Source organism: Pseudomonas koreensis, assembly GCF_036668835.1.
Classification (GTDB): domain Bacteria; phylum Pseudomonadota; class Gammaproteobacteria; order Pseudomonadales; family Pseudomonadaceae; genus Aquipseudomonas; species Aquipseudomonas koreensis_I.
Genome location: NZ_JAZEVW010000003.1, coordinates 452,450 through 479,058, shown reverse-complemented (window position 1 = coordinate 479,058; position 26,609 = coordinate 452,450). Strand labels below are relative to the sequence as shown.

26 protein-coding genes are annotated in these 26,609 nt (G+C 60.6%); 7 read left to right on the top strand and 19 right to left on the bottom strand.

The window, feature by feature from the left end; all coding sequences use genetic code 11:
• Positions 1-92: 92 nt before the first annotated feature.
• The gene (locus V6F91_RS11405) at positions 93-656 is read left to right on the top strand and encodes a transporter substrate-binding domain-containing protein (RefSeq protein ID WP_332764393.1); all 564 of its coding nucleotides are present in this window, start codon (positions 93-95) and stop codon (positions 654-656) included.
• Positions 657-882: 226 nt separating this feature from the next.
• Here V6F91_RS11405 and V6F91_RS11400 read toward each other — a convergent pair whose 3' ends face one another.
• Together V6F91_RS11400 and V6F91_RS11395 are read right to left on the bottom strand one after the other, a co-directional pair.
• On the bottom strand, positions 883-1,368 hold the full coding sequence (locus V6F91_RS11400) for a DUF523 domain-containing protein (RefSeq protein WP_332764391.1): 486 nt from the start codon (positions 1,366-1,368) through the stop codon (positions 883-885).
• A gap of 1 nt (position 1,369) precedes the next feature.
• Positions 1,370-2,002: a 2OG-Fe(II) oxygenase gene (locus V6F91_RS11395; protein WP_332764389.1), complete on the bottom strand. Its 633-nt coding sequence runs from the start codon at positions 2,000-2,002 to the stop codon at positions 1,370-1,372.
• A 108-nt stretch (positions 2,003-2,110) separates the two neighbouring features.
• Here V6F91_RS11395 and V6F91_RS11390 point away from each other — a divergent pair, with 108 nt between their 5' ends.
• Positions 2,111-2,842, top strand: a complete 732-nt coding sequence (locus V6F91_RS11390; protein WP_332764387.1) for a DUF2059 domain-containing protein — start codon at positions 2,111-2,113, stop codon at positions 2,840-2,842.
• Between the two features lie 134 nt (positions 2,843-2,976).
• On the opposite strand, the gene V6F91_RS11385 is transcribed toward V6F91_RS11390, so the two are convergent.
• Positions 2,977-3,924 (bottom strand): alpha/beta hydrolase, encoded by a 948-nt coding sequence (locus tag V6F91_RS11385; protein WP_332764385.1) that lies wholly within the window; start codon positions 3,922-3,924, stop codon positions 2,977-2,979.
• Positions 3,925-4,022: 98 nt separating this feature from the next.
• On the opposite strand from V6F91_RS11385, the gene V6F91_RS11380 reads away from it, so the two are divergent.
• Together V6F91_RS11380 and V6F91_RS11375 are read left to right on the top strand one after the other, a co-directional pair.
• Positions 4,023-4,601 carry a DUF6436 domain-containing protein gene (locus V6F91_RS11380; protein WP_258451236.1) on the top strand — a complete coding sequence of 193 codons (579 nt, stop codon included), beginning with the start codon at positions 4,023-4,025 and terminating at the stop codon, positions 4,599-4,601.
• A 103-nt stretch (positions 4,602-4,704) separates the two neighbouring features.
• Entirely contained in the window at positions 4,705-7,116 is a 2,412-nt protein-coding gene (locus V6F91_RS11375; protein WP_332764382.1) for a penicillin acylase family protein, read from the top strand.
• Positions 7,117-7,295: 179 nt separating this feature from the next.
• On the opposite strand, the gene V6F91_RS11370 is transcribed toward V6F91_RS11375, so the two are convergent.
• A complete protein-coding gene (locus V6F91_RS11370; protein WP_332764380.1) occupies positions 7,296-8,261 on the bottom strand; it encodes a GlxA family transcriptional regulator in 966 nt (321 codons plus the stop codon).
• A gap of 153 nt (positions 8,262-8,414) precedes the next feature.
• Between V6F91_RS11370 and V6F91_RS11365 the strand changes: the two genes are divergently transcribed.
• On the top strand, positions 8,415-9,056 hold the full coding sequence (locus V6F91_RS11365) for an HD domain-containing protein (RefSeq protein WP_332764378.1): 642 nt from the start codon (positions 8,415-8,417) through the stop codon (positions 9,054-9,056).
• A gap of 153 nt (positions 9,057-9,209) precedes the next feature.
• On the opposite strand, the gene V6F91_RS11360 is transcribed toward V6F91_RS11365, so the two are convergent.
• The 8 genes from V6F91_RS11360 to V6F91_RS11325 all read right to left on the bottom strand — a co-directional run bounded on the left by V6F91_RS11360 (position 9,210) and on the right by V6F91_RS11325 (position 18,016).
• On the bottom strand, positions 9,210-10,100 hold the full coding sequence (locus V6F91_RS11360; protein WP_332764376.1) for an ABC transporter permease subunit: 891 nt from the start codon (positions 10,098-10,100) through the stop codon (positions 9,210-9,212).
• A complete protein-coding gene (locus V6F91_RS11355; RefSeq protein WP_172833310.1) occupies positions 10,097-10,978 on the bottom strand; it encodes an ABC transporter permease subunit in 882 nt (293 codons plus the stop codon). The genes V6F91_RS11360 and V6F91_RS11355 overlap by 4 nt, the downstream gene beginning before the upstream one ends.
• Positions 10,979-11,013: 35 nt before the next feature.
• Entirely contained in the window at positions 11,014-12,156 is a 1,143-nt protein-coding gene (locus tag V6F91_RS11350) for an ABC transporter ATP-binding protein (RefSeq protein WP_203419905.1), read from the bottom strand.
• A 63-nt stretch (positions 12,157-12,219) separates the two neighbouring features.
• Complete coding sequence (locus tag V6F91_RS11345) at positions 12,220-13,317, bottom strand: polyamine ABC transporter substrate-binding protein (protein WP_332764373.1); 1,098 nt, start codon at positions 13,315-13,317, stop codon at positions 12,220-12,222.
• A gap of 185 nt (positions 13,318-13,502) precedes the next feature.
• A complete protein-coding gene (locus V6F91_RS11340; RefSeq protein ID WP_332764371.1) occupies positions 13,503-14,615 on the bottom strand; it encodes a polyamine ABC transporter substrate-binding protein in 1,113 nt (370 codons plus the stop codon).
• Positions 14,616-14,786: 171 nt separating this feature from the next.
• Positions 14,787-16,151: an aspartate aminotransferase family protein gene (locus V6F91_RS11335; RefSeq protein WP_332764369.1), complete on the bottom strand. Its 1,365-nt coding sequence runs from the start codon at positions 16,149-16,151 to the stop codon at positions 14,787-14,789.
• A 56-nt stretch (positions 16,152-16,207) separates the two neighbouring features.
• Positions 16,208-17,566 carry a glutamine synthetase family protein gene (locus V6F91_RS11330; RefSeq protein WP_203419909.1) on the bottom strand — a complete coding sequence of 453 codons (1,359 nt, stop codon included), beginning with the start codon at positions 17,564-17,566 and terminating at the stop codon, positions 16,208-16,210.
• A gap of 93 nt (positions 17,567-17,659) precedes the next feature.
• Positions 17,660-18,016: a glutamine amidotransferase gene (locus V6F91_RS11325; RefSeq protein ID WP_332764365.1), complete on the bottom strand. Its 357-nt coding sequence runs from the start codon at positions 18,014-18,016 to the stop codon at positions 17,660-17,662.
• A 278-nt stretch (positions 18,017-18,294) separates the two neighbouring features.
• On the opposite strand from V6F91_RS11325, the gene V6F91_RS11320 reads away from it, so the two are divergent.
• Positions 18,295-19,671: a glutamine synthetase family protein gene (locus tag V6F91_RS11320; protein ID WP_016772657.1), complete on the top strand. Its 1,377-nt coding sequence runs from the start codon at positions 18,295-18,297 to the stop codon at positions 19,669-19,671.
• 247 nt (positions 19,672-19,918) lie between these two features.
• Positions 19,919-20,551, top strand: a complete 633-nt coding sequence (locus V6F91_RS11315) for a TetR/AcrR family transcriptional regulator (RefSeq protein ID WP_332764363.1) — start codon at positions 19,919-19,921, stop codon at positions 20,549-20,551.
• A 159-nt stretch (positions 20,552-20,710) separates the two neighbouring features.
• Here V6F91_RS11315 and V6F91_RS11310 read toward each other — a convergent pair whose 3' ends face one another.
• From V6F91_RS11310 to V6F91_RS11280, 7 genes are all read right to left on the bottom strand, one after another.
• Positions 20,711-20,926 carry a TOBE domain-containing protein gene (locus V6F91_RS11310; RefSeq protein ID WP_003229256.1) on the bottom strand — a complete coding sequence of 72 codons (216 nt, stop codon included), beginning with the start codon at positions 20,924-20,926 and terminating at the stop codon, positions 20,711-20,713.
• A gap of 106 nt (positions 20,927-21,032) precedes the next feature.
• Positions 21,033-21,839, bottom strand: coding sequence for an aliphatic sulfonates ABC transporter ATP-binding protein (gene ssuB / locus V6F91_RS11305; RefSeq protein ID WP_332764360.1), 807 nt, complete (start codon positions 21,837-21,839; stop codon positions 21,033-21,035).
• Positions 21,836-22,618, bottom strand: coding sequence for an aliphatic sulfonate ABC transporter permease SsuC (gene ssuC, locus V6F91_RS11300; RefSeq protein WP_332764358.1), 783 nt, complete (start codon positions 22,616-22,618; stop codon positions 21,836-21,838). Before ssuC ends, ssuB begins: the two co-directional genes overlap by 4 nt.
• A gap of 9 nt (positions 22,619-22,627) precedes the next feature.
• Positions 22,628-23,776, bottom strand: coding sequence for an FMNH2-dependent alkanesulfonate monooxygenase (gene ssuD, locus V6F91_RS11295; protein WP_186549553.1), 1,149 nt, complete (start codon positions 23,774-23,776; stop codon positions 22,628-22,630).
• A gap of 25 nt (positions 23,777-23,801) precedes the next feature.
• Complete coding sequence (locus V6F91_RS11290; RefSeq protein ID WP_332764356.1) at positions 23,802-24,776, bottom strand: sulfonate ABC transporter substrate-binding protein; 975 nt, start codon at positions 24,774-24,776, stop codon at positions 23,802-23,804.
• 89 nt (positions 24,777-24,865) lie between these two features.
• A complete protein-coding gene (ssuE, locus tag V6F91_RS11285; RefSeq protein ID WP_332764355.1) occupies positions 24,866-25,459 on the bottom strand; it encodes an NADPH-dependent FMN reductase in 594 nt (197 codons plus the stop codon).
• A gap of 313 nt (positions 25,460-25,772) precedes the next feature.
• Positions 25,773-26,411 (bottom strand): peroxiredoxin, encoded by a 639-nt coding sequence (locus V6F91_RS11280; protein WP_332764354.1) that lies wholly within the window; start codon positions 26,409-26,411, stop codon positions 25,773-25,775.
• Between the last annotated feature and the right edge of the window lie 198 nt (positions 26,412-26,609).

The window sequence follows — 26,609 nt, the reverse complement described above, 5'->3', positions numbered from 1 at the left end:
CTTCATGACCATTCGTTGTCGAAGGCACTCGACAACCATAGCAAAGCGAGCCTGAATCAGAGCATCGCCATAATGATTTCAAAGGAGTGACCATGCGCTTTCTGCCTGGCCTGATCTGCCTGCTACCCCTTCTGAGCCCGCTGGCTCACGCCGAACTGATTGATGACGTCAACGACCGTGGTGAGCTGCGTATAGCCCTTGAGGCTAATACACCGCCCTTCAATTACAAGGAAGGCGACACCCTGACAGGGTTCGAAGTCGAGCTTGGGCAAATGCTGGCCAAGGAGCTGGATGTGCGCGCCGATTTCATCGTCACCGACGAAGGCGATCTGCTCCAGGGCGTCGAGAGCGGCAAGTACGACGTCGCGCTGAATCACATAGCACTGACACCGGAACTCAAGGAACGTTTCGACTTCAGCGCGCCGTATGGCAAGGTCGACGGGCAGTTGCTGGCGAAGAAGGATGAGACGCCACGGCCGATGGTGCTGGTGCAGGCGTTGAATGCAGAGAAGCCGAAAACGGCGGAGCCAGTGGATTTGGCAATTCCGTTTCAGAAGGGCAATCCGGCGTTCCAGGCCAGCCTGCAAAGTGCGCTGGAGCGGATCAAGGCGGATGGGCGTCTGGCGGCGCTTTCCGAGAAGTGGTTGAAACCGTAAGAGCCCCCTCACCCTAGCCCTCTCCCGGAGGGAGAGGGGACTGAATGGGGGATGTTTTAGAGGTACGCCGACCTGAAACTGCCTCGCCGAATCCAAAGCCGGCTGATCATTGCTGTGCCAAAGCCATAATCGCCAAGGTCTTTCAGCTCGATGGACAGCGCCAGACACCTCGGTAGGCCCCCTCTCCCTCAGGGAGAGGGCTGGGGTGAGGGTAAACGATTCCGGATCAGTCCAAAGCAACCAGAGCCTGCGCCGCCTGCGGCAGCTCCAGCTCGCTGAACACCTGAACCCCATGACGCTTGAGCAACGCCGCCGTCACCCCTTCGCCGCTGACCTTCACGCCACTGAATGTCCCGTCATACGTCAGCAGATTCCCGCACGACGGACTGTTGGCCTTGAGCACCGCCACCCGAATGCCGTGCTTTTGCACCAACGCCAGCGCCTGCCGCGCACCGTCGAGAAACTGCGCGCTGACATCCTCACCCTCGGTGGTGATCACCGACGCCGTGCCATCCAGCACCTCAGCACCCTGCCCGCCGGGGATCTCCGCCGCCGCCCGTGGCGTTGGCAGTCCGCCTGCGACCTCGGGACACAATGGCACCACTCGCCCCTCGGCAATCCATCGCTCGAGCAGATCAAATGGCCCGCTGGCCCCGCCGTCATAGCGCACGCGATGGCCCAACAGGCAGCGGCTGACCAGAATTTTGTGCATCTCAGAACGGCTCGTTGCCACGGCGGCGGAACCAACCGGTCAGCGACAGCCGCTCGCGGTTGGCCGGCAGCACTTCATGCGGCACTTCTCCGGAAAGAAACACCACCAGACAGCCGCCGGTAGGCTGCACGTCATGCACGCGTTCTTCATTCAGGTACATGCGCAGCTGGCCGCCATCCTCCGGCAGCCAGGCGTCGTTGAGGTAGACCACCACCGAGACCATGCGCTTGTCATCGTCGCGAAAACGGTCGACATGCCGGCGATAAAACGCACCGGGCGGATACAGCGCGAAGTGGCATTCGAAATCTTCCAGACCGAGGAACAAGCCGCGGTTGAGCGCTTCGCGCAGGCTCTCCATCAGGTTCAGATAGCGGTCGCTGGCTTCGGCCTGGCCCGGGTCGATCCACTGAATATGGTCGCCACGAATCCCCTCGCGAATCTCTGAAAACGGCCCGCGCCCGACCGCCGCCGGCGCCAGCTCACCCTCGGCTTCACGTTTGCGGCATTCGGCCGCCAGCTCGCGGGTCAGACCGGCGGGCAGGAAAATGTTCTGCTGCGACCAGCCATGCTCGGCCAGGTCGTCGACAATGCGTAACAGCAGTGGGTGTTCAGAGGATATTTGCATGGCGCGCATAGTATGCCTGCGGCAACAAATCCGACAGAGCCACGCAGCGGCTTGATACGAATTCTCGACAAGTACCGGCACCGCACGGAGAATAGTCCGCTGCTGACAGGAGTCCCTATGCGCCGTTTGCTTTTTTCATTGTTGATGTTCTGTGTGTTGCCCGCCTGGGCGGACGGCTACGACCAGTTGTACAAGGTCGCCGGCTGGCCAGATCAACGTGCGCATTTCAATGATGCCCTGAGTGCCGCGCAGCAGCGCTATCAAAACAGCCTGCCGCCGGCGGTGTTTCAAGCGCTGGTCAACAACAGCAACCAGCGCTTCGCCCCGCAGGCCGTGGATCAACGCGCCGAGGCGCAACTGCGGCAGAAGCTTGCCGACCCGAAACCGGCGCTGACCTTTTTCCAGTCGCCGCTGGGCAAGAAAATCGTCGCCGCCGAACTGCTCGCGACACGCCGCGATCAACTGGCGAAAAACGCCAAGGGCCTGCCGAAAATGCAGGTCAGCGACAACCGCCAACTGATCATCGGCCACCTCGCCCAAGCCTTGCCGGCCCGTGAAGCCGGTGCCGAAGTCAGCTTGGCGATTGCCGGCGTCGCGGCGGACAGTTTGAGTTCGATGATTCCGGGATTGCTGGGTGGCGGTCAGGCGCAGGGCATGCTTAACGGCCAGCGCCAGCGCTTGATGGACCAGATCGGCGCGGATCTGAACAACACGCTGCTGTACGTCTATCGCGACCTGTCGGATGAAGAGCTGGAAGAGTTTGCGACGTTTGCCGAGTCGACTGAGGGCAAGGCCTACTACCAGGCGGCGCTGGCGGCGATTCGCGCCGGGCTTGCGGTCGGACAGTGATCATCGGCGCCTGACAGACCGCCTTCGCGAGCAGGCTCGCTCCCACAGTGGATCTTCAGTGGACACAACATTTTGAACACACCCTCAACCCCCTTGTGGGAGCGAGCCTGCTCGCGAAGAGGCCCTCACGGACGCTAGAGATTCCGGCCCTTGATGCGCTTGCTCAGGAACTCGAAATACTCCTCGCGCATCTCCGCCGTTTCATTGGCCAGATGATGCCGCGCCTCGGCCAGCAGCAGGATTTGCGGCCGGTCGAATTTCCACTTCAACACTTGCAGGTTGTGCTGCCAGTCCACCGTCATGTCCGCCTGCCCCTGAATGATCAGTGGCCGTCGCGGGCTTTTTTTGGCGTGCTCGACGCGAATGATCCAGCGTGACAACGCGCCCACCCATTGGGTCGGCAAGCGCCGCGGCTGCAACGGATCGGCCTGCAGGAACGGCAGAAAATCCGGGTCATTGGAGTTCTCGCTGAACCGCCGCGCGACGCCGCGAACGAATGGCCTGAGCAGGTAATAACTGAGCTGCGACCAGCCCCAGGCCCGTGGTCGCACCAGCGGCGCCAGCAAAATCACCTGGCCCTGCGCCGGGCTGCCCTCGCCATGATTGAGCAGATGATCGACCACGATCGCCCCGCCGGTGCTTTGCCCGCACAAGTGCCACGGTTGCGGCAGCGCAATCGACTGCGCTTGGGCGAACAACGCCTGGAGCATGTGCTGATATTCCGCGAAATCGCGAATGCTCGCCCGCGGCCCGCTCGACAGACCGTGCCCCGGCAAGTCACAGGCGATCACGGCAAAGTCCTGATCCAGCGCCCACTCGATCACATGCCGATAGAGCCCAGTGTGATCGTAATAACCGTGCAGCAGGAACAGCGTCGCCTTGACCTTCTCCGGCCACCAGCAATGGCTGACCAGTTCGTAGCCATCGACTTCGAAACGGCCCATGCCGCGCCAGACATCGCGCTCGGGAAAATCGGTCTGGTAGAAGCGCTGATACGCCTTCGCCTCGTCCGACAACGGCTGCCACTCGGCCAGAGGCTTGAGGCTCGCGCGGATTTGATCGGGGTCGAAAGTATCAGGCATGCGGACATTCCAAAGCGGTAAACGGACTTTATCGGCCTGCGATATTCATCTGTCGCGGCAAGCATGGCAAGCTAGCCGGCCTCTGAGGAACCAAATCCATGCGTTCGCCCTACCGCACCGCACTGTTCGCCAGCCTGCTCGCGCTGATCTGCGCCGGCGTGCTGTGGGCCGCGTATGACTGGTTTCAGGGCCGTTATCTGCGCGCATTCAGCGAGCACACGGCAGTGTTTTCCGGCGATCCGCTGCGCCTGCCGGATGACCTCGCCGGGCCGGGCAATATTCGCCTCGTGCATTTCTGGGACCCGGCCTGCCCGTGCAACGTCGGCAATCAGCAACACCTGAGCGAGATGGTCGAGCAGTTCGGCGCCCGCGGTGTGGAATTCTTCGCCGTGCAAAAGCCTGGCAGCCACGGCCAGTTGCCGGCGACCCTCGCCAGCCTGAAAACCATCGTCGTCCTGCCCGGTTCTGAGCAGATCCCGGCCAGCCCGGCCGTGGCGATCTGGGACCGCAGCGGCAAACTGGCCTACTTTGGCCCGTACAGCGAAGGCCTGACCTGCAACTCCAGCAACAGCTTCATCGAACCGATCTTGCATGCGCTGACGGAAGATCGACCGGTCAACGCCACGCACACACTGGCGGTGGGTTGTTATTGCCCGTGGCCGGTGGAGGCGAAGTAAGGCATTCCGGACATTTAAAGGATTGCGCTGCACGGCACAGAGCCTTTGTGCTAATTGTTTGCAGCCCGACGGGCGGCAACTCCCGCCTGCACAAGGAGTCACCATGAAGCGCGTGTTCACCCTTCTCGCTTTGCTCATTGTCGCCCTGCTCGGCGCCCTGGGCTGGTACGTCTACAGCAAACAACCGACGCGCCAGGGTCAGATCGAGCTGCGCGATCTGCAGGGCTCGGTGACCGTGCGCTACGACGAGCGCGGTGTGCCGCACATTCGCGCCGAGAACGAAACCGACCTTTATCGTGCCCTCGGCTATGTGCATGCCCAGGATCGACTGTTCCAGATGGAAGCCATGCGCCGCCTCGCCCGTGGCGAGCTGGCCGAGGTGCTTGGGCCGAAACTGCTCGACACCGACAAACTGTTTCGCAGCCTGCGCATTCGCGAGCGCGCCGCCAGTTACGTCGCCAGTCTGGATAAACAGTCGCCGGCATGGAAGGGCCTGCAAGCCTATCTGGATGGCATCAACCAATATCAGGACAGCCACGCCGCGCCGATCGAGTTCGACGTGCTGGGCATCCCCAAGCGGCCGTTCACCGCCGAAGACAGCATCAGCGTCGCCGGTTACATGGCTTACAGTTTCGCCGCGGCGTTTCGCACCGAGCCGCTGCTGACGTTCGTCCGTGATCAACTCGGCGCCGATTACCTCAACGTGTTCGACCTCGACTGGCAAGGCAAAGGCGTCCTCGCCAACGATCACAACCACACCGCGCCCGCCCTCGCCGCTGGGGACTGGAAAGACCTCAACGCCCTCGCCCGCCTCAGTGAACAGGCGCTGATCGACAACGGCCTGCCGCAGTTCGAAGGCAGCAACGCCTGGGTGATCGCCGGCAGTCGCAGCCAGAGCGGCAAGCCGTTGCTGGCTGGTGACCCGCACATCCGTTTCTCGGTGCCGTCGGTGTGGTACGAGGCGCAGCTGTCGGCGCCGGGTTTCGAGCTGTACGGCCATCATCAGGCGTTGGTGCCGTTCGCGTTTCTCGGCCACAACATGGAGTTCGGCTGGAGCCTGACCATGTTCCAGAACGACGATCTGGATCTGATCGCCGAAAAGGTCAACCCGGACAACCCCCATCAGATCTGGTATCGCGGCCAGTGGACCGACCTGCTCGTCAGCGAACAGCAGATCAAGGTGAAAGGCCAGGCACCGGTGACTCTCACTCTGCGCCAATCGCCCCACGGCCCGATCGTCAACGATGCACTGGGTGCGGCGGCCGGCAAAACCCCGATCGCCATGTGGTGGGCGTTTCTCGAAACGCCAAACCCGATCCTTGAAGGTTTCTATCAGCTCAACCGCGCCGACACTTTGGCCAAGGCCCGCGCCGCCGCCGCGAAAGTCCAGGCGCCGGGGCTGAATCTGGTTTATGCCAATGCCAAGGGCGATATCGCCTGGTGGGCGTCGGCACTGCTGCCCAAGCGGCCCGCCGGGGTCAGGCCAGAATTCATTCTCGACGGCAGCACGAATCAGGCGGACAAGGACGGCTATTACCCGTTCAGTGCCAACCCGCAGGAAGAGAACCCGCCGCGCGGCTATATCGTTTCGGCGAACTTCCAGCCCGTGTCGCCGACCGGCATGCCAATTCCTGGTTACTACAACCTCGCCGATCGCGGGCAGCAGCTCAATCGTCAGCTCAGCGAGAAGAATCTGAAGTGGAGCAACGAAGCCAATCAGAAGCTGCAACTCGGCACCGTGACCGGCTACGGCCCGCGCCTGCTCGCCGCATTGCTGCCGGTGTTGCGCGAGGTGGTGAGCGATCCCGCGCAACTGAAACTGGTCGAGCAACTGGCGCAGTGGCCCGGCGATTATCCGCTGGATTCGGTCAGTGCGACGCTGTTCAACCAGTTCCTGTACGACCTGGCCGATGCGGCGATGCGCGATGAGTTGGGCGATGACTTTTTCGACACGCTGCTGTCGACGCGGGTGATCGATGCAGCGCTACCGAGGCTGGCGGCGAATGCCGATTCGCCGTGGTGGGATAATCGCAGCACGCCGGCGAAGGAAACTCGTGCCGACATTGTCCGCGCGGCATGGCAGGCGAGCCTTCAGCACCTCAAGCTGACTCTGGGCGACGATGTGGCGGCGTGGCAATGGGGCGCGGCGCATACCCTCACTCATGGCCATCCACTGGGCCAGCAGAAACCGCTGGATCGTCTGTTCAACGTCGGGCCATTCGCGGCGCCGGGCAGCCATGAAGTGCCGAACAACCTCTCGGCGAAGATCGGCCCGGCGCCGTGGCCTGTTACGTACGGACCGTCAACGCGGCGGCTGGTGGATTTCGCTGATCCGGCGCACGGGCTGACGATCAACCCGGTGGGCCAGAGCGGCGTGCCGTTCGACAGTCACTACGACGATCAGGCTGAGGCGTATGTCGAGGGGATTTATGTGCAGGCGCACCTCAGCGAGGAAGAGGTGACGGCGAATACGCGCAGTACCTTGAAGCTGTTGCCGATGCGGGCAACGCCTTAAAAGCCCCTCACCCTAACCCTCTCCCCGAGGGAGAGGGGACTGATTGGGGGATGCTCATGGCTTACACCGACCTGATCCTGCTTTGCCGAATCCATAATCGACAGGTCTTTCAGGTCGATGTAAAACACCAGACACTGCGGTCGGCTCCCTCTCACTCTGGGAGAGGGCTGGGGTGAGGGTTAGAGCGCCAGCGCAAAATTCAACCGAAACTGCTGCGGCGTCACCCCCAGCCGCCGGTTGAACACGCTGCGCATATGCTGCGCATCGCGAAACCCGCACTGATAGGCCACGGTCTTCAGCGGCGCCGCAGTGCTTTCCAGCATCACCCGCGCAGCATCAACCCGCGCCCGCTCAACGAACTCTGCCGGCGTGACTTTCGCCTCACGGGCAAACACCCGGGAAAAATTGCGCGCGCTCATGTTCGCTGCGTTGGCCAGATCGGCAATCGTCAGATCGCCGGTGAGATTGGCCAGCACATACAACTGCACCATCGCTACCGCTGACGTCGGCTCGGCGTGCGGGGTGAGGAACGGGCTGAATTGCGACTGCCCACCGGAGCGCTGGGTGAACACCACCAGTCGCTTGGCCACGCTGAGCGCCACCTCGGCGCCATGATCACGCGCCACCAGATACAACGACAGATCGATCCCCGCCGTGACCCCGGCCGAGGTGTAGAGCGTGCCGTCTTCGACGTACAAACGATCAGCCTCGACCTGTGTGGTCGGACACAACCGCGCCAACGCCTCGGCATCGTTCCAGTGAGTGGTCACCCTGCGCCCGTCCAGCAGCCCCGCCCGCGCCAGCATGAACGCGCCATTGCAGATCGAACCGAAGCGCTGCGCTCGCGCGCAGGCCTCACGCAGCCAACTGTCGAAAGCGCGGCCGAAATCCATAAACGGCAACTGCGGCCCACCGGCGGCCAACAACAGGTCGTAGGCCCCGAGCGCTTCGCTGAAATGTCGATGTGAATTCACGCTCAGGCCGTTGGAACAGGCCATCGCCCCGCGCTCGACGCCGATCACTTCCAGCCGATAGTGATCCGGTGGTGCGAGGAAACGATTGGCCTCGGCAAACACATCCAGCGGCCCGCTGACGTCCAGCGACTGCACGCCGGGAAACACCACGATGGCGACGGATTTACTCATGCTCTGACGCTCCGCTGGGTCTGTTCGCCGAGTTGGCACGATTTGCAGGTCGATTGGCAAGGATCGCAGCTACGCCTCGATTGTTCGCCTTTGGCGCGGGGAACAGACTTTCCTCATCAGCGCCACGAAGGCGTTTTCGACGAGGAAAGCGTTATGAGCACCACAATCGCCGGCATCAAAATCCCTGACAGCGCCCTCGCCCGGGCCACTACCGAGTACATTCGCGACCTCGAATCCGACCTGCTCTATCACCATTCACGCCGGGTGTTTCTGTTCGGCGCGCTGAGCGGCGAGCGCCAGCAACTGGCCTATAACCCGGAGCTGTTGTACGTCGGCGCGATGTTCCACGACCTCGGTCTGGTCGAAGGTCATCGCAGCGATGACGAACGCTTCGAAGTGGATGGCGCCAACGCCGCCGCGGCGTTTCTCAAGCCGTACGGATTGAGCGACGACGATATCGAGCAGGTGTGGTTGTCGATTGCGCTGCACACGACACCGGGCGTGCCGAAGCATCTGCGTCCGACCGTGGCGCTGGTCACTGCGGGGGTGGAGATGGATGTGCTGGGCATGGATTACGCGGCGTTCAGCAGCGTGCAGCGCGAGGCGGTGGTGCATGCGCATCCACGCGGGGAAGGCTTCAAGGAATGCATCATCTGCGCATTCGCCGATGGCTTGCGCCACCGCCCGCAGACTACATTTGGCAATGTGAAGACCGATGTGCTGGTGGATCAGGAATCGGGGTTCAAACCGCTGAACTTCGTCGAGGTCATCCGCAACTCTCCGTGGACTGCCTGAGCACCGCAAAACCTGTAGGAGCGAGCTTGCTCGCGAAAGCGGTGTATCAGCTACATGGACATTGACTGACAAATCGCATTCGCGAGCAAGCTCGCTCCCACAGGAGACCGAGTTGATCGCCGAACCGCAATCAACCCGGTCGGCCTAAACGGCCTAAACGGCCTGCGGCGCTGGTGCGCGACGCGCATCCGGTTGCTTCCATGAATCGGCTGCGCTTTCTTCGATGGCTTGCTGAATGGCTTTCTTGCGCGCTTCTTCGGCACGGCGACTGAAGAACCATACCAGGAAGGTCACCAGCGATACCGCCAGCAGAATGAGGCTGGCCACGGCGTTGATTTCCGGCTTCACGCCCAGGCGCACCGCCGAGAACACTTCCATCGGCAGGGTCGTCGAACCCGGCCCGGAGACGAAGCTCGCCAGCACCAGGTCATCCAGCGACAGGGCGAACGACATCATGCCGCCCGCTGCCAGCGACGGTGCGATCATCGGAATGGTGATCAGGAAGAACACCTTCCACGGCCGCGCGCCGAGGTCCATTGCCGCCTCTTCGATCGACAGGTCCAGCTCACGCAGTCGCGCCGACACCACCACCGCCACATACGCCGCACAGAACGTGGTGTGAGCGATCCAGATGGTGACGATGCCACGTTCCTGCGGCCAGCCGATCATCTGCGCCATGGCCACGAACAGCAGCAACAGCGACAGACCGGTGATCACTTCCGGCATGACCAGCGGCGCCGTCACCAGGCCGCCGAACAACGTGCGGCCCTTGAAGTGGGTGATACGGGTCAGCACGAAGGCCGCCAGCGTACCCAGCGCCACCGCCGCTACCGCCGTGTAGCAGGCGATTTCCAGCGAGCGCAACACCGAGCCCATCAGTTGCGAGTTATCGAGCAGGCCGACGTACCACTTCACCGACCAGCCACCCCACACCGTCACCAGTTTCGAGGCGTTGAACGAGTAGATCACCAGGATCAGCATCGGCAGATAGATGAAGATCAGACCCAGTACCAGCATCAGGCTGGAGAAACGGAAGCGCTTCATTCTTTACCCTCCATTTCCTTGGCCTGACTGCGGTTGAACAGGATGATCGGCACAATCAGGATCGCCAGCATCACCACCGCCAGCGCGGACGCCACCGGCCAGTCACGGTTGTTGAAGAATTCCTGCCAGAGCACTTTACCGATCATCAGGGTTTCCGGACCGCCGAGCAGTTCCGGGATGACGAACTCACCGACCACCGGAATGAACACCAGCATGCAGCCGGCAATGATGCCGTTCTTGGACAGCGGAATGGTGATTTTCCAGAAGCTGTTGAAGGTGCTCGAACCGAGGTCCGAGGCCGCTTCGAGCAGACTGTTGTCGTGCTTCACCAGGTTGGCGTACAGCGGCAGGATCATGAACGGCAGGTACGAATAGACCACGCCGATGTACACCGCCAGGTTGGTGTTGAGGATCTGCAGCGGCTCGTCGATCAGGCCCATGCTCATCAGGAAACCGTTGAGCAGGCCGTTGTTGCTGAGAATGCCCATCCACGCATAAACGCGGATCAGGATCGCCGTCCAGGTCGGCATCATGATCAGCAGCACCAACACCGTTTGCAGCTCTTTGCGCGCACTGGCGATGGCGTAAGCCATCGGATAGCCGATCAACAGGCACAGCAGCGTGCTGATGAAGGCCATCTTCAGCGAGCCGAGGTAGGCGGCGATGTACAGCTCGTCGTCGCCCAGCAGCGCGTAATTGCCCAGGTTGAGCAGCAATTGCAGCTTCTGCTCGGCAAACGTGTAGATCTCGGTGTACGGCGGGATCGCCACGTCGGCTTCGGCAAAACTGATCTTCAGGACGATGAAGAACGGCAGCATGAAGAACAGGAACAGCCAGATGAACGGCACGCCAATGACCAGTTGCCGGCCATTGGGAATGATCCGGTTGATGCGGCGTTTGAATTTGCGCATGTTCATGAGCGAAGTACCACGCCGCTGTCGTCTTCCCACCACACGTAAACCTGATCGCCCCAGGTCGGACGTGCGCCACGGCGTTCGGCGTTGGCCACGAACGACTGCACCAGTTTGCCGCTTGGCAACTCGACGTAGAACACCGAGTGACCGCCCAGATAGGCAATGTCGTGAACCTTGCCGCTCGACCAGTTGTATTCGCACGTCGGCATTTCGGCGGTGACCAGCAGCTTCTCGGGACGAATCGCGTAGGTGACCGATTTGTCCTGCACCGAGGTGCTGATGCCGTGGCCGACGTAGATCTGCCGGTCGAGATCCTTGCAGGTGATGGTCGCGTGGCCCTCGGCGTCGTCGATCACTTCGCCTTCGAAGATGTTGACGTTGCCGATGAATTCGCAGACCAGTCGGCTGGTCGGGGTTTCGTAGATGTCGATCGGGCTGCCGATCTGGGCGATCCAGCCCAGGTGCATGATCGCAATGCGCTCGGCCATGGTCATGGCCTCTTCCTGGTCGTGGGTCACCATCACGCAGGTCACGCCGACTCGCTCGATGATTTCCACCAGCTCCAGCTGCATCTGCGAACGCAGCTTCTTGTCCAGAGCGCCCATCGGCTCGTCGAGCAGCAGCAGCTTCGGCCGCTTTGCCAGCGAACGCGCCAGTGCCACACGCTGACGCTGGCCGCCGGACAGCTGATGCGGCTTGCGCTTGGCATACTGGCTCATCTGCACCAGCTTGAGCATTTCGGCCACGCGCGCGTCGATCTCGGCCTTGGGAATCTTGTCCTGCTGCAGGCCGAAGGCGATGTTCTGCGCCACGGTCATGTGCGGGAACAAGGCGTACGACTGGAACATCATGTTGATCGGGCGTTCGTACGGCGGCATGTCGGTGATGTCGACGCCGTCGAGGAAAATGCGCCCCTCCGTGGGCCGTTCAAACCCTGCGAGCATGCGCAGCAGAGTGGATTTGCCCGATCCCGAACCGCCGAGCAGGGCGAAGATCTCGCCTTTCTTGATTTCCAGAGACACGTCGTCCACGGCAATCGTCTCGTCGAACTTCTTCGTGACCCGGTCGATTTTGACCAGCACCTGTTTTGGTGTCTGGTCGCCCTCGAGGGCTTTCTTGTAGGCGCCGGAGGCAACTGCCATTTACGAAACTCCCAACAGAAGCAGCGGTTCGCCACGCAAGACGAACACTGGATAGTTTGTGCGTTATTTGCCCGACTTGACCTTGGTCCAGCTGCGGGTCATCAAACGCTGAATATTGGCTGGCAACTCGGTCGACACGTAGGTCTTGTCGAGGACTGCTTGCGGCGGGTAGACCGCTTCGTCGGTGCGGATGGATTGTTCCATCAGCTTGTCCGAACCCGGGTTGGGGTTGGCGTAACCGACGTAATCACTGACCTGGGCGATCACCTCAGGTTTCAGCAAATAGTTGATGAAGGCGTGGGCTTCCTTGACGTTGGACGAGTCCTTGGGGATCGCCAGCATGTCGAACCACAGCGCGCCACCCTCTTTCGGAATCGAGTAGGCGATGTTCACGCCTTTCTTGGCTTCCTCGGCACGGTTCTTCGCCTGGAAGATGTCGCCGGAGAAACCGATCGCCACGCAGATGTCGCCGTTGGCCAGATCACCGATGTATTTCGAGGAATGGAAATAGGTCACGTAAGGACGCACCGCGAGCAGCTTGGCGGTGGCTTTTTCGTAGTCCTTGGTGTTGGTGCTGTTGGCGTTCAGGCCCAGGTAATTGAGCATGGTCGGCATCATTTCATCGGCCGAATCGAGGAACGCGACGCCGCAGCTGTGCAGCTTCTTAATGTTTTCCGGCTCGAACAGCACGGCCCAGGAATCGATCTTGTCGATACCGAGCACGGCCTTGACCTTGTCGACGTTGTAGCCGATGCCGTTGGTGCCCCACAGATACGGCACGGCGTAGAGGTTGCCGGGATCGTTCTGCTCCAGGCGCTTGAGCAGCACCGGGTCGAGGTTGGAATAATTCGGCAGCTGCGCCTTGTCGAGCTTCTGGAACGCGCCCGCCTTGATCTGCTTGCCAAGGAAGTGGTTCGACGGCACGACCACGTCGTAGCCGGTGCGCCCGGCGAGCAGTTTGCCTTCCAGGGTTTCGTTGGAATCGAAGACGTCGTAGACCGGCTTGATCCCGGTCGCTTTCTCGAAGTCGGCCAGGGTCGATTCGCCGATGTAATCGGACCAGTTATAAATATGCACCGTACCGGCGGCCTGGGCTCCGACAGCGAGGGTCAGACCGGCAGCGGCCAGCAGGGCTTTGCGCAAAGAAGAAAATACAGGCAAGTGGAGGTCCTCTAAATTGATCGGGCCCAAGTTGCCCGCGCTGCATGACAGCCATGGCTGCCCGACAACAAAACCGGCGCGCAACTTACCCTCGAAAAACCGATCCAGCAAAACTTTCTGTCAATTAATTATCCGCTGGCCGCCGTCGCGCGGACGACGGCCAGTGGTTGTGGCGACAAACCGGCTTATTTACCCGATTTGATTTTGGTCCAGCTGCGGGTGATCAGGCGCAGCGTCGCCGCGTCCAGGTCACTGATCGCGTAGAGCTGTTTCTTCACTTCAGCCGACGGGTAGATGCTCGGATCGCTGGTGATGTCCTTGTCCACCAGTGGCGTTGCCGCCTTGTTGCCGTTCGGGAAACGTACGGCGTTGGTGATCCCGGCCATCACTTGCGGCTCGAGCAGGTAATTCATGAACTTGTAGGCGGCTTCGACGTTTTCGGCATCCTTGGGAATGGCGACCATGTCGTAGAACGTACCGGCGCCTTCTTTTGGAATGGTGTAGGCCAGTTTGACCTTGTCACCGGCTTCCTGGGCGCGGGTCTTGGACTGTTCGAGGTCACCCGAGTAACCGACGGCGACGCAGATGTTGCCGTTGGCCAGGTCCGAGATGTACTTGGAGGAGTGGAAGTAGGCGACCGACGGACGAATTTTCAGGAACAGGTCTTCGGCGGCTTTCAGGTCAGCCTTGTCCTTGCTGTTGGTCGGCTTGCCCAGGTAATGCAGCGCAGCCGGAATCATCTCGGTCGGGGCGTCGAGGAAACTCACGCCGCAGCTTTTGAGTTTTTCGATGTTTTCAGGCTTGAACACCACGTCCCACGAATCGATCTTGTCGATGCCCAGCGCAGCCTTGACCTTGGCCGGGTTGTAGCCGATGCCGATCGAGCCCCACATGTACGGGAAGGCGTGTTTGTTGCCCTGGTCGCTGGCGTCGCCAACGGCCTTGAGCAGGTCTTCATCGAGGTTTTTCCAGTTCGGCAGCCTGGACTTGTCCAGCTCCTGGTAAACGCCGGCCTTGATCTGCTTGGCGAGGAAGTTGTTGGAAGGCACCACGATGTCGTAGCCGGACTTGCCGGCCAGCAGCTTGGCTTCCAGGGTTTCGTTACTGTCGAAGACGTCGTAGACGACTTTGATCCCGGTGGCTTTCTCGAAGTTGGCCACGGTGTCCGGCGCGATGTAATCGGACCAGTTGTAAACGTGCAGCACTTTGTCGTCCGCGTGAACCGCACCCGCCATCATGCCCGCCACGGACAGCGCGAGAAGTGTCTTGCCAGCAAGCTTTTTACCTAATGCCTTCATGCGTCATGCTCCAAATTTTTCTTTTTTGAACCACATTGTTCAGCGGCCGAACCCGGACAACTGGAACCGCGGCTAGTCTGGCAAGATCCGAGGCGGTCTTTCAACAAAAGACCAGCCTTTCTGACAGCTTTGACCGCGCAAGCCGCAACCCGCTCGGTCAAAGCCTAGCACTTAGCCCTGCAGCGCACCGAGGGTCAGGTCCAGACACTTGCGTGCCTTTGTAACCAGCTCATCGATCTCGGCTTTGCTGATCACCAGCGGCGGCGCGATGATCATCGTGTCACCCACCGCGCGCATGATCAGGCCGTTATCGAAGCAGAACTGCCGGCAGATCATGCCCACGCCCTTACCTTCGTAACGCTTGCGCGTGGCCTTGTCCTGCACCAGCTCGATCGCCCCCAGCAGACCGACGCCGCGAACTTCACCCACCAACGGATGATCGTTCAGCTCGCGCAGACGTTTCTGCAAATACGGTGCCGTTTCGTTGTGCGCGTTCTCGATAATCTTTTCATCGCGCAGAATGCGGATGTTTTCCAGACCCACCGCGGCTGCCACCGGATGCCCGGAATAGGTAAAGCCGTGGTTGAAATCGCCGCCTTCGTTGAGCACCGCCACCACACTGTCACGGACGATCAGGCCACCCATCGGGATGTAACCGGAGGTCAGGCCTTTGGCGATGGTCATCATGTCCGGTTTGAGGTCGTAGAAATCGCTACCGAACCACTCACCGGTGCGGCCGAAACCGCAGATCACTTCGTCGGCCACAAACAGGATGTCGTATTTGGTGAGGATTTCCTTGATGCGCGGCCAGTAGGTGTCGGGCGGAATGATCACGCCACCGGCACCCTGGATCGGCTCGGCGATAAAGGCACCGACGTTGTCGACGCCGACTTCGAGAATCTTTTCTTCGAGCTGATTGGCCGCCCAGATACCGAACTCTTCCGGCGTCATGTCGCCGCCTTCGGCAAACCAGTACGGCTGCGCGATGTGCTCGATGCCCGGGATCGGCAAGTCGCCCTGTTCGTGCATGTAAGTCATGCCGCCGAGGCTGGCGCCGGCCACGGTTGAACCGTGATAACCGTTCTTGCGGCTGATGATGACTTTCTTGTTCGGCTGGCCCTTGATCGCCCAGTAGTGGCGAACCATGCGCAGCATGGTGTCGTTGCCTTCGGAGCCGGAGCCGGTGAAGAACACATGGTTCATGCCTTCTGGCGCCACGTCGGCAATCGACTTGGCCAGTTGCAGTGCCGGCGGGTGTGCGGTCTGGAAGAACAGGTTGTAGTACGGCAGCTCGCGCATCTGTTTCGCGGCAGCGTCGGCCAGTTCATCGCGGCCGTAACCGATCGCCACGCACCAGAGCCCGGCCATGCCGTCGAGGATCTTGTTGCCTTCGCTGTCCCACAGGTAAACACCCTTGGCGTGGGTGATGATCCGCGGGCCCTTCTCTTTCAATTGCTTGAAATCGCTGAACGGGGCCAGGTGGTGATCACTGCTGAGTGCTTGCCACTCGCGGGTTTGCGGGTTGTTGCTGGTCATGCCAATTCTCCTTGTTATCGGTGAAGGCGCGCCGCCTGCGCGGCGCGCCCGGCGTATCAGACGGCGAAGAGCAGGTACTCACGCTCCCAGGAACTGATCACGCGCTTGAAGTTTTCATGCTCGGCCCGCTTGACCGCGACGTAGCCTGTGATGAAAGTCTTGCCGAGGTATTTTTCGACGGTCTTGCTGTTTTCCATGCGTTCCAGCGCGTCTTCGATGGTCAGCGGCAGGCGCAGGTTGCGGCGCTCGTAGCCACGACCCACCACGGGCGCGCTCGGGTTGAGGCCTTCGACCATGCCGATGTAACCGCACAGCAGGCTCGCGGCGATCGCCAGGTAGGGGTTGGCGTCAGCGCCCGGCAGACGGTTTTCCACACGGCGGTTCTGCGGGCCGGCGTCCGGCACGCGCAGGCCGACGGTGCGGTTTTCTTCGCCCCACTCGACGTTCACCGGTGCCGAAGTGTCTGGCAGGAAGCGGCGGAACGAATTGACGTTGGGGGCGAACAGCGGCAGCAGTTCCGGGATCAACTTCTGCAAGCCACCGATGTGGTGCAGGAACAGCTGGCTCATGGTCCCGTCTTCATTGGAGAAGACGTTCTTGCCGGTATGGATGTCGATGATGCTCTGGTGCAAGTGCATGGCACTGCCCGGCTCGCCGGTCATCGGTTTGGCCATGAACGTCGCAGCCACGTCATGTTTGAGCGCGGCTTCACGCATGGTGCGTTTGAACACCAGAATCTGGTCGGCCAGCGACAACGCGTCACCGTGACGGAAGTTGATTTCCATCTGCGCCGTGCCGTCCTCGTGGATCAGCGTGTCGAGGTCCAGCTCCTGCAATTCGCACCAGTCGTAGACGTCTTCGAACAGCGGATCGAATTCGTTCGCCGCTTCGATGGAGAACGACTGACGACCGATTTCCGGGCGACCGGAGCGACCAATCGGCGGCTGCAACGGATAGTCAGGGTCGTCACTGCGCTTGGTCAGGTAGAACTCCATCTCCGGCGCGACGATTGGCTGCCAGCCCTTGTCGGCATACAGCTTGAGGACTTTCTTGAGGACGTTGCGCGGCGACAGCTCGATCGGGTTGCCTTGCTTGTCGTAGGTATCGTGGATCACCTGCGCGGTCGGCTCGATGGCCCACGGCACCAGGTACACGGCGTTCTGGTCGGGGCGGCAGATCATGTCGATGTCGGCCGGGTCGAGCAGTTCGTAATAGATGTCGTCTTCGACGTAGTCGCCGGTTACGGTCTGCAACAAAACACTTTCCGGAAGACGCATGCCTTTTTCGGCGATGAACTTGTTGGTCGGGGAAATCTTGCCACGGGTAATGCCGGTCAAGTCGCCGATCATGCATTCGACTTCTGTGATCTTGCGGTCTTTCAACCAATCGGTGAGCTGGTCGAGGTTGGTACTCATAAATGCCTCTGGGCTGAGTCTCCTGACGCGATGTCAGGCAAGTTTGACGCTGAGAGCGTCGCGTTAAAGGGGGCTTGCTCGCGCAGTGCCGGCTTACGCCTGGCACCGCGCATAGACAATGAAAGAGGAGCTTACCTGCCCTTTACGCTGGCGTTGCATTTCCTGTGCACATGCAAGGCGTGCAGAATCGTGAGCACGGCTGGGGAAGCGGCACAGGCTGTGACGATGAAAGCGATCTATATTGAAAGGAGACGCCATAAACAGGATGCTGTCGTCTGCGTCCAGAATATCGGACGCTGCCGTTTGACGAGTCGCTGCGCAGGGCTGTGTCGACATGCCGCGAGCCTCGCTGGCCGCGCTGCGGACGGATGGATCGCCACTGATGTGATAAGCATGCAGACCGGACTGTTGCGAGCAGTCGGTGACGCCGATTAACGGCAGGCGAGACATGAAGCACCCCGGTATTATTGCTGTTATGGGTTTGATCGGAGCTTAGCCTTGTTCATTTTTTTACACAACACCCCCGTAAAAAATACAACACGGCCTGCTCAAGCCTGCGGGTGCCCGACTCATGCAGGACGCAAAAACGCCCCGAAATGCCCCATAAATGCCCTCACGGCGCTTTTTTAGGGCGAAAAAGGCCTCGCTTGACTTCGGCAGGCTGTTCGGGTTGACTGAAACCAGAAAAGATCAATGATTGATATTTTTAACAACAAAGGTGTTGCATCATGTCGGTACCCCCGCGTGCCGTTCAGCTTAACGAAGCGAACGCGTTCCTTAAGGAACATCCTGAGGTTCTGTACGTTGACCTTCTGATTGCGGATATGAATGGTGTGGTGCGCGGCAAGCGCATCGAACGCACCAGCCTCCACAAGGTTTACGAGAAAGGCATCAACCTGCCGGCCTCTCTATTTGCTCTGGATATCAATGGTTCGACGGTGGAAAGCACCGGCCTGGGCCTGGACATCGGCGACGCCGATCGTATCTGCTATCCGATCCCCGATACCCTGTGCAACGAGCCATGGCAGAAGCGCCCGACCGCGCAACTGCTGATGACCATGCATGAACTCGAAGGCGACCCGTTCTTCGCCGACCCGCGTGAAGTGCTGCGCCAGGTGGTGACCAAGTTCGACGAACTGGGCCTGACCATCTGCGCCGCATTCGAACTTGAGTTCTACCTGATCGACCAGGAAAACGTGAACGGCCGTCCGCAGCCGCCACGCTCGCCTATCTCCGGCAAACGTCCGCACTCGACGCAGGTCTACCTGATCGACGACCTCGACGAATACGTCGACTGCCTCCAGGACATTCTGGAAGGTGCCAAAGAGCAAGGCATCCCGGCCGATGCGATCGTCAAGGAAAGTGCCCCGGCGCAGTTCGAAGTGAACCTGCACCACGTCGCCGACCCGATCAAGGCGTGCGACTACGCGGTCCTGCTCAAGCGCCTGATCAAGAACATCGCCTACGACCATGAAATGGACACCACCTTCATGGCCAAGCCGTATCCGGGCCAGGCGGGCAATGGTCTGCACGTACACATTTCGATTCTGGACAAGGCCGGCAAGAACATTTTTGCCAGCGAGGATCCCGAGCAGAACGCCGCGCTGCGTCACGCGATCGGCGGTGTGCTCGAGACCCTGCCCGCGCAGATGGCGTTCCTCTGCCCGAACGTCAACTCGTACCGCCGTTTCGGCGCGCAGTTCTACGTACCGAACTCGCCGTGCTGGGGTCTGGACAACCGTACCGTGGCGATTCGCGTGCCGACCGGCTCTGCCGATGCCGTGCGTATCGAACATCGGGTCGCCGGTGCCGACGCCAACCCGTACCTGCTGATGGCTTCGGTGCTGGCCGGTGTGCATCACGGTCTGGTCAACAAGATCGAGCCGGGCGCGCCTGTCGAAGGCAACAGCTACGAGCAGAACGAGCAAAGCCTGCCGAACAACTTGCGCGATGCCCTGCGCGAGCTGGACGACAGCGAGGTGATGGCCAAGTACATCGATCCGAAGTACATCGATATCTTCGTCGCCTGCAAGGAAAGCGAGCTGGAGGAGTTTGAACACTCCATCTCCGACCTTGAGTACAACTGGTATCTGCATACCGTGTAAGCGGATTGCGAACCGGATAAAAACGCCGTCGGCTGTCATAGCCCACGGCGTTTTTATGGCCGAACACAAATTCCTGGGGTTGGGGTGAATGGCCGCCTGCGGCGGTTCGCGAGCAAGCTCGCTCCCACAGGGATCTCCATTCAACATTACTTGTGCGTACACAGGAGATCCCCTGTTCGCGATGGCGGCCGAGAAGACAACACACAAACCGGCTCGTACAATGCCCGCTGCCCCGCAGGAGACTTCCATGACGCGTCCCGCCACCGTCCGCAAACCCCGTGCCCGCAGTCAGGCGCGGATCGATTCGATTCTCGATGCCGCCCGCACGCTGCTGGCTGCTGAGGGCGTGGCGAGCCTGTCGATCTACAGCGTGGCCGAGCGGGCGCAGATTCCGCCCTCCTCCGTTTATCATTTCTTCGCCAGCGTGCCGGCCTTGCTCGAAGCGTTGACCGCCGACGTACACGCAGCCTTTCGCGCCTGCCTGCAAGCTCCGATTGATCATGACGCGTTGCGCGACTGGCGCGATCTGTCGCGACTGGTCGAACAGCGCATGCTGGAGATCTACGGCGAAGACGCTGCGGCACGCCAGTTGATTCTTGCCCAGCACGGACTGACTGAAGTGACCCAAGCAGACCGCCAGCACGATCTGGAACTGGGCGAGCTGATGCACAAACTGTTCGACCATCACTTCGAACTGCCAAGGCTGCCGGACGATGTCGATGTGTTTGCCTTGGCGATGGAACTGGGCGACCGCGTGTACGCCCGCTCGGTACAGCAGCACGAGCAGATCACCCCGCGCATGGCTGAGGAAGGGATGCGTGTGTTTGATGCCTACATTGGCCTGTATCTGCCGCAGTATTTGCCGAAGAGAAATCTTTAGCGCATGCACCGGCCTCTTCGCGAGCAAGCTCGCTCCCACATTTGAAATGCATTCCCCTGTGGGAGCGAGCCTGCTCGCGAAGGCCGCGCTGCCGATTTCAAGCCAGGCACAAGACCCCGAAGGGCTCACACCCTTCGGGGTTGTTTTTTATCCACCGGCTTACAACTTGGCGATCGACACTTCGGTGGATTTCACAAAGGCAATCACCTCACTGCCCACCACCAGCTCCAGCTCTTTCACCGAACGAGTGGTGATTACCGAAGTGACGATGCCCGAAGCGGTCTGCACGTCGATTTCCGACAGTACGTCGCCGAGGACGATTTCCTTGATCGAGCCTTTGAACTGGTTGCGCACGTTGATGGCCTTGATAGTCATGATATTTCTCCTGAGGTCGAAATAAGCTGCAAGTGGCTAGCTACAAGCGGCAAGTAAAAGCACAGTGCTTCTACTTGCAGCTTGCAGCTTGTAGCTTGCAGCTGCGTCACTGCGCCCAACGCAATTGCGTAGGCAGGGGTGAAACGGGTTCCGGCGCCGGCGGTTCGCCGGGCAGGGACAGAACACGGTTGAGTACTTCGCTTTCCAGTGCGGCCAGGCGATGCGAGCCACGCACGCGTGGGCGCGGCAGGTCGACGTGCAGATCAAGGCCGACTTCGCCGTCCTCGATCAGAATCACCCGATCGGCAATCGCGACCGCTTCGCTGACGTCGTGAGTCACCAGCAGCACGGTGAAGCCGTGTTGCTGCCACAGCCGTTCGATCAGTTGCTGCATCTCGATGCGGGTCAGGGCATCCAGCGCGCCGAGTGGTTCGTCGAGCAACAGCAGGCGCGGTTTATGAATCAGCGCCCGAGCCAGGGCGACACGTTGCTTCTGGCCGCCGGACAACGCCGCCGGCCATTCGTTGGCGCGATCGGCCAAGCCCACCGCTTCGAGTGCTTCCAGCGCTTGCGGGCGCCAGTTGCCAGCGAGGCCGAGGCCAACGTTGTCGATGATTTTTTTCCACGGCAGCAGGCGCGCCTCCTGAAACATCAACCGGGTGTCTTCGCGCGCATCGCTGAGCGGCGCAGACCCCGCGAGCAAGTCACCGCCCGTGGGTTGGTCGAGGCCGGCGAGCAAGCGCAGAAACGTGCTTTTGCCACAACCGCTGCGCCCGACCACGGCGACGAATTGCCCCGCCGGGATGTGCAGATCGATGTCACGCAGCACCTGGCGCGAGCCGAAGGTTTTCTGCAGGTTGCGCAGCGCCAGCGGAATCCCGCGCAGCAAGCGTGGAGGTTGTTGAGCGGTCATGCCGCACCTCCTTTGGCAGCCTGATAGGCCGGGTGCCAGCGCAACCACACACGTTCAAGTCCACGGGCAGCGAGGTCGGCCAGTTTGCCCAGCACCGCGTAAAGCAGGATCGCCAGCACCACCACGTCAGTCTGCAGAAACTCGCGGGCGTTCATCGCCAGATAGCCGATGCCGGAGCTCGCCGAGATGGTTTCAGCGACGATCAGCGTCAGCCACATGAAGCCCAGGGCGAAGCGCACGCCGACCAGGATCGATGGCAGCGCGCCCGGCAGAATCACCTGCCAGAACAGGCCAAAACCGCTCAAGCCATAACTGCGCGCCATCTCCACCAGCGCCGGGTCGACGTTGCGGATGCCGTGATAAGTGTTGAGATAAATCGGGAACAACGTGCCCAGTGCCACGAGAAAAATCTTCGCCGACTCGTCGATGCCGAACCACAGGATCACCAGTGGAATCAACGCCAGATGCGGCACGTTGCGGATCATCTGCACCGAGCTGTCGAGCAGGCGTTCGCCCCATTTCGACAGGCCGGTGATGAAACCCAGCACCAGGCCGATGCTGCCGCCGATGGTAAAACCGAGTGCCGCGCGCCAGCCGCTGATCGCCAGGTGCGTCCAGATTTCGCCGCTGCGCACCAGACTGACGCCGGCCTCGATCACCGCCACCGGTGCCGGCAGAATCCGTGTCGACAACCAGCCCGCCGACACCGACAACTGCCACACCGCCACCAGTAACACCGGCAACGCCCAGGGCGCGAGGCTGTGGATAAATTTTTTCATGGCCGCGCCTCAGCTCTGCGACGCGGCTTTGGGCAGGATGTCGTTGGCGACCATCTCGCCGAACGGGCTGACATAACCGGCACTTTTCGGCAGTTCCGGGCGCTCGACGTCGAGGTGCGGAAATAGCAGCTCGGCGACGCGATAGGATTCTTCGAGGTGTGGATAACCAGAGAAGATGAACGTATCGATGCCCAGATCGGCGTATTCCTTGACCCGCGCCGCCACGGTCGGGCCATCGCCGACCAGCGCCGTACCGGCACCGCCGCGCACCAGACCGACGCCGGCCCACAGGTTCGGACTGACTTCGAGGTTATCGCGGCTGCCGCCGTGCAGCGCGGCCATGCGTTGCTGGCCGACCGAATCGAAGCGCGCCAGCGACGCCTGCGCACGTTTGATGGTGTCGTCGTCCAGATGCGAAATCAGCCGGTCCGCCGCTTGCCAGGCTTCGGCATTGGTTTCCCGCACGATCACATGCAGGCGAATGCCGAAGCGTACGGTGCGTCCGAGCTTGGCGGCTTTGGCACGAACTTGGGCGATCTTCTCGGCCACCGCCGCTGGCGGCTCGCCCCAGGTCAGGACCATTTCCACTTGCTCGGCGGCCAGATCCTGCGCAGCTTCCGAAGATCCACCGAAATACAGCGGCGGACGCGGTTGCTGGATCGGCGGATAGAGCAGCTTGGCGCCTTTGACGCTGATGTGCTCGCCGTCGTAATCAACGGTTTCGCCTTCCAGCACGCGGCGCCAGATACGGGTGAATTCCACCGAGGCCTGATAGCGTTCTTCGTGGTTGAGGAACAGGCCGTCACCGGCCAGTTCTTCCGGATCGCCACCGGTGACCAGATTGAACAACGCACGGCCGCCGGACAAACGATCCAGTGTTGCAGCCTGTCGCGCCGCGACCGTTGGGGAAATGATCCCGGGGCGCAGGGCGACCAGAAACTTCAATCGCTGGGTCACTGGAATCAGCGACGCCGCCACCAGCCACGAGTCTTCGCAGGAGCGCCCGGTGGGAATCAGCACACCGCCAAAACCGAGGCGATCCGCCGCTTGCGCGACTTGCTGCAAATAACCGTGGTCCACCGCACGGGCGCCTTCGGCGGTGCCAAGGTAATGGCCGTCGCCGTGGGTAGGCAGGAACCAGAAAATATTGAGGCTCATGGAGTGGTCTCCTTGTGGATTCGAATTACTGCGCTTGAGAACTTTGGGCCACAGCGGCCGGCGGGGTCCAGATCACGTCCTTGATGCTCAGCGGCTTGGGAATCAGCTTGAGCTGGAAGAATGCGTCGGCGATTTTCTGCTGCGCGGCGACCACTTCCGGGGTCAGGAACAGCGCGCCGTAGCCCTGGCGTTTCACCGAAGTCAGAGTGATGTCTGTTGGCAGACCGAGCAGTGGCGCCACCTGTTGGGTCACGTCTTGCGGATTGGCTTGCGACCATTCGCCGACCGCGCGCACTTCTTCGACAAGGGTCTTGATCACCTCGGGATTTTTCTGCGCGTAAGGTTTGGTGGCGAGATAGAACTGGTGGTTGTCGACGATGCCTTTGCCGTCACGCAGGGTATGCGCCTGCAGTTGTTGCTCGGCCGCGGCCTGATACGGATCCCAGATCACCCAGGCGTCGACACTGCCGCGCTCGAACGCTGCGCGGGCATCGGCCGGTGGCAGGAACACGGTTTGAATGTCGCTGTACTTGAGGCCGGCATCTTCCAGCGCGCGCACTAACAGGTAGTGAACGTTGGAGCCTTTGTTCAGGGCAATTTTCTTGCCTTTGAGATCGGCCACCGATTTGATCGGCGAGTCTTTTGGCACAAGGATCGCTTCGCTGTGCGGCGCGGGTGGTTCGTAAGCCACGTAGAGCAGATCGGCGTCAGCGGCCTGGGCGAACACGGGCGGGGTTTCGCCGGTCACGCCAAAGTCGATCGAACCGACATTGAGACCTTCGAGCAGTTGTGGGCCGCCGGGGAATTCAGTCCATTGCACGTCGACGCCCTGGGCGGCCAGACGTTTTTCCAGCGTACCTTTGGCCTTGAGCAGCACCAGCGTGCCGTACTTTTGATAACCGATCCGCAAGGTCTCGGCTTGAGCTTGGGTAATAGCGCCGATGGACACAGCCGCAGCAAACAGAGCGACCAGACCACGACGCAAAAATACAGGGCGCATGGCGCTCTCCTTTTTGCTGTTGGGTTGTGGCTGCACCTGCTTGCCCGTTGGCGGGCGAGTAAGGCCAGTACTTCAAAATGCGATGAGGCTCAAATGCTCCAGCGAGCACTCAACAAACGTTCGTTCAAAAGGCCCGGCTCCAAAGGTTTCGGCCGGCGCGCCATGGCGCCGACAAACTGCTCCAGCGCTTCATGCAGTCGCAATTCCAGGGTCGGCGCCAGTTGCGCATCGGCACTGCCTTCGCCGTAAGCGATCTGGCTGTCCTCGGCAAAAATCCCCTGGAGCATTTCCTGGGCCTTCAACGCCGACAGCACTGGCTTGAGGGCGTAATCGACTACCAGCATGTGGGCGATGCTGCCGCCGGTGGCCATCGGCAGGACGACCTTGTGGCTCAGCGCACGTTCGGGCAGCAGATCGAGCAGGGTTTTCAGCGCGCCGGAAAACGAAGCCTTGTATACCGGCGTGGCGATCAGCAGGCCGTCGGCGTTTTCGATCTGTTGCAACAGGTCGAGAACCTTCGGACTGTCGAAGCGCGCATGGAGCAAATCCTCGGCCGGGAAGTCCCGCACCCGATAACTCACCACTTCCACCCCGTGCTGTTGCAACCAGCGTTGCGAGCGCTCCAGCAGCACCCCGGAACGGGAGCGCAGGCTGGGGCTGCCACCCAGTGAGACGACCAGCATTGAGACAATTCCTTAAACGTTAGCGGCGATTCGCAGGTTGCGATCTCGCTTCAATGGAATGACCTTACCAGCAGATTCATATATCTATAAATCATATTTATTCATTTGGTTATGCGTTTTAGAGATATACCAACAGCCATTATTCGGGCGAAAAAAAAGGCCGTTGAAACGGCCGAAGTTCCCCTGCTTTGTGTCCTGAATTCTGTATTGACCGAGCTGCCGCCTTCGCGAGCAGGCTCGCTCCCACGGGAGATGCGGTGCAAATGTGGGAGCGAGCCTGCTCGCGAAAGCGGTGGTGGCTACACCGCGAAGGTTATTTGTTCGGCTGCGGCGTCAGGCGCAGGTACGGCTTCACTGCGCGATAGCCTTTCGGAAAGCGCTGCTTGATCTCGTCCTCATCCTTTAGCGAAGGCACGATCACTACCTCTTCACCGTCCTGCCAGTTGGCCGGGGTGGCCACCTTGTAATTGTCGGTGAGCTGCAGCGAGTCGATCACCCGCAGGATCTCGTGGAAATTGCGCCCAGTGCTCGCCGGATAAGTGATGGTCAGGCGAATCTTCTTGTTCGGATCAATGACGAACAGCGAGCGCACGGTCAGCGTGTCACTGGCGTTCGGGTGGATCAGGTCGTAGAGATCGGAAACCTTGCGATCGGCATCGGCCAGGATCGGAAAATTGACCACGGTATTCTGGGTTTCGTTGATGTCTTCGATCCACTTGTGGTGCGAATCCACCGGATCGACCGACAGCGCAATGGCTTTGACGCCGCGCCGGCTGAACTCGTCCTTGAGCTTGGCGGTGAAGCCCAGCTCGGTAGTGCATACCGGGGTGAAGTCCGCCGGATGAGAGAACAGCACGCCCCAGCTATCGCCCAGCCATTCGTGGAAACGAATCTTGCCGGCGCTGGAATCCTGTTCGAAATCGGGGGCGATGTCGCCAAGTCTGAGGCTCATGATGCGGCTCCTGATGGAGTTGTTGGAGACCTCAACTGTAGCTCGGGATTTGCCATCATGAAAAAGAATAAATAACTTGATATCTAGACCTTTATCGAATATTAAATATCTGTTCACTGGACCCTTGGCGAGATCGCGACGAACATCGGCCTTAAGGTTCGAGAAGGCCTTGAGTTGCAGTAAAGAGGGAAACTTCGA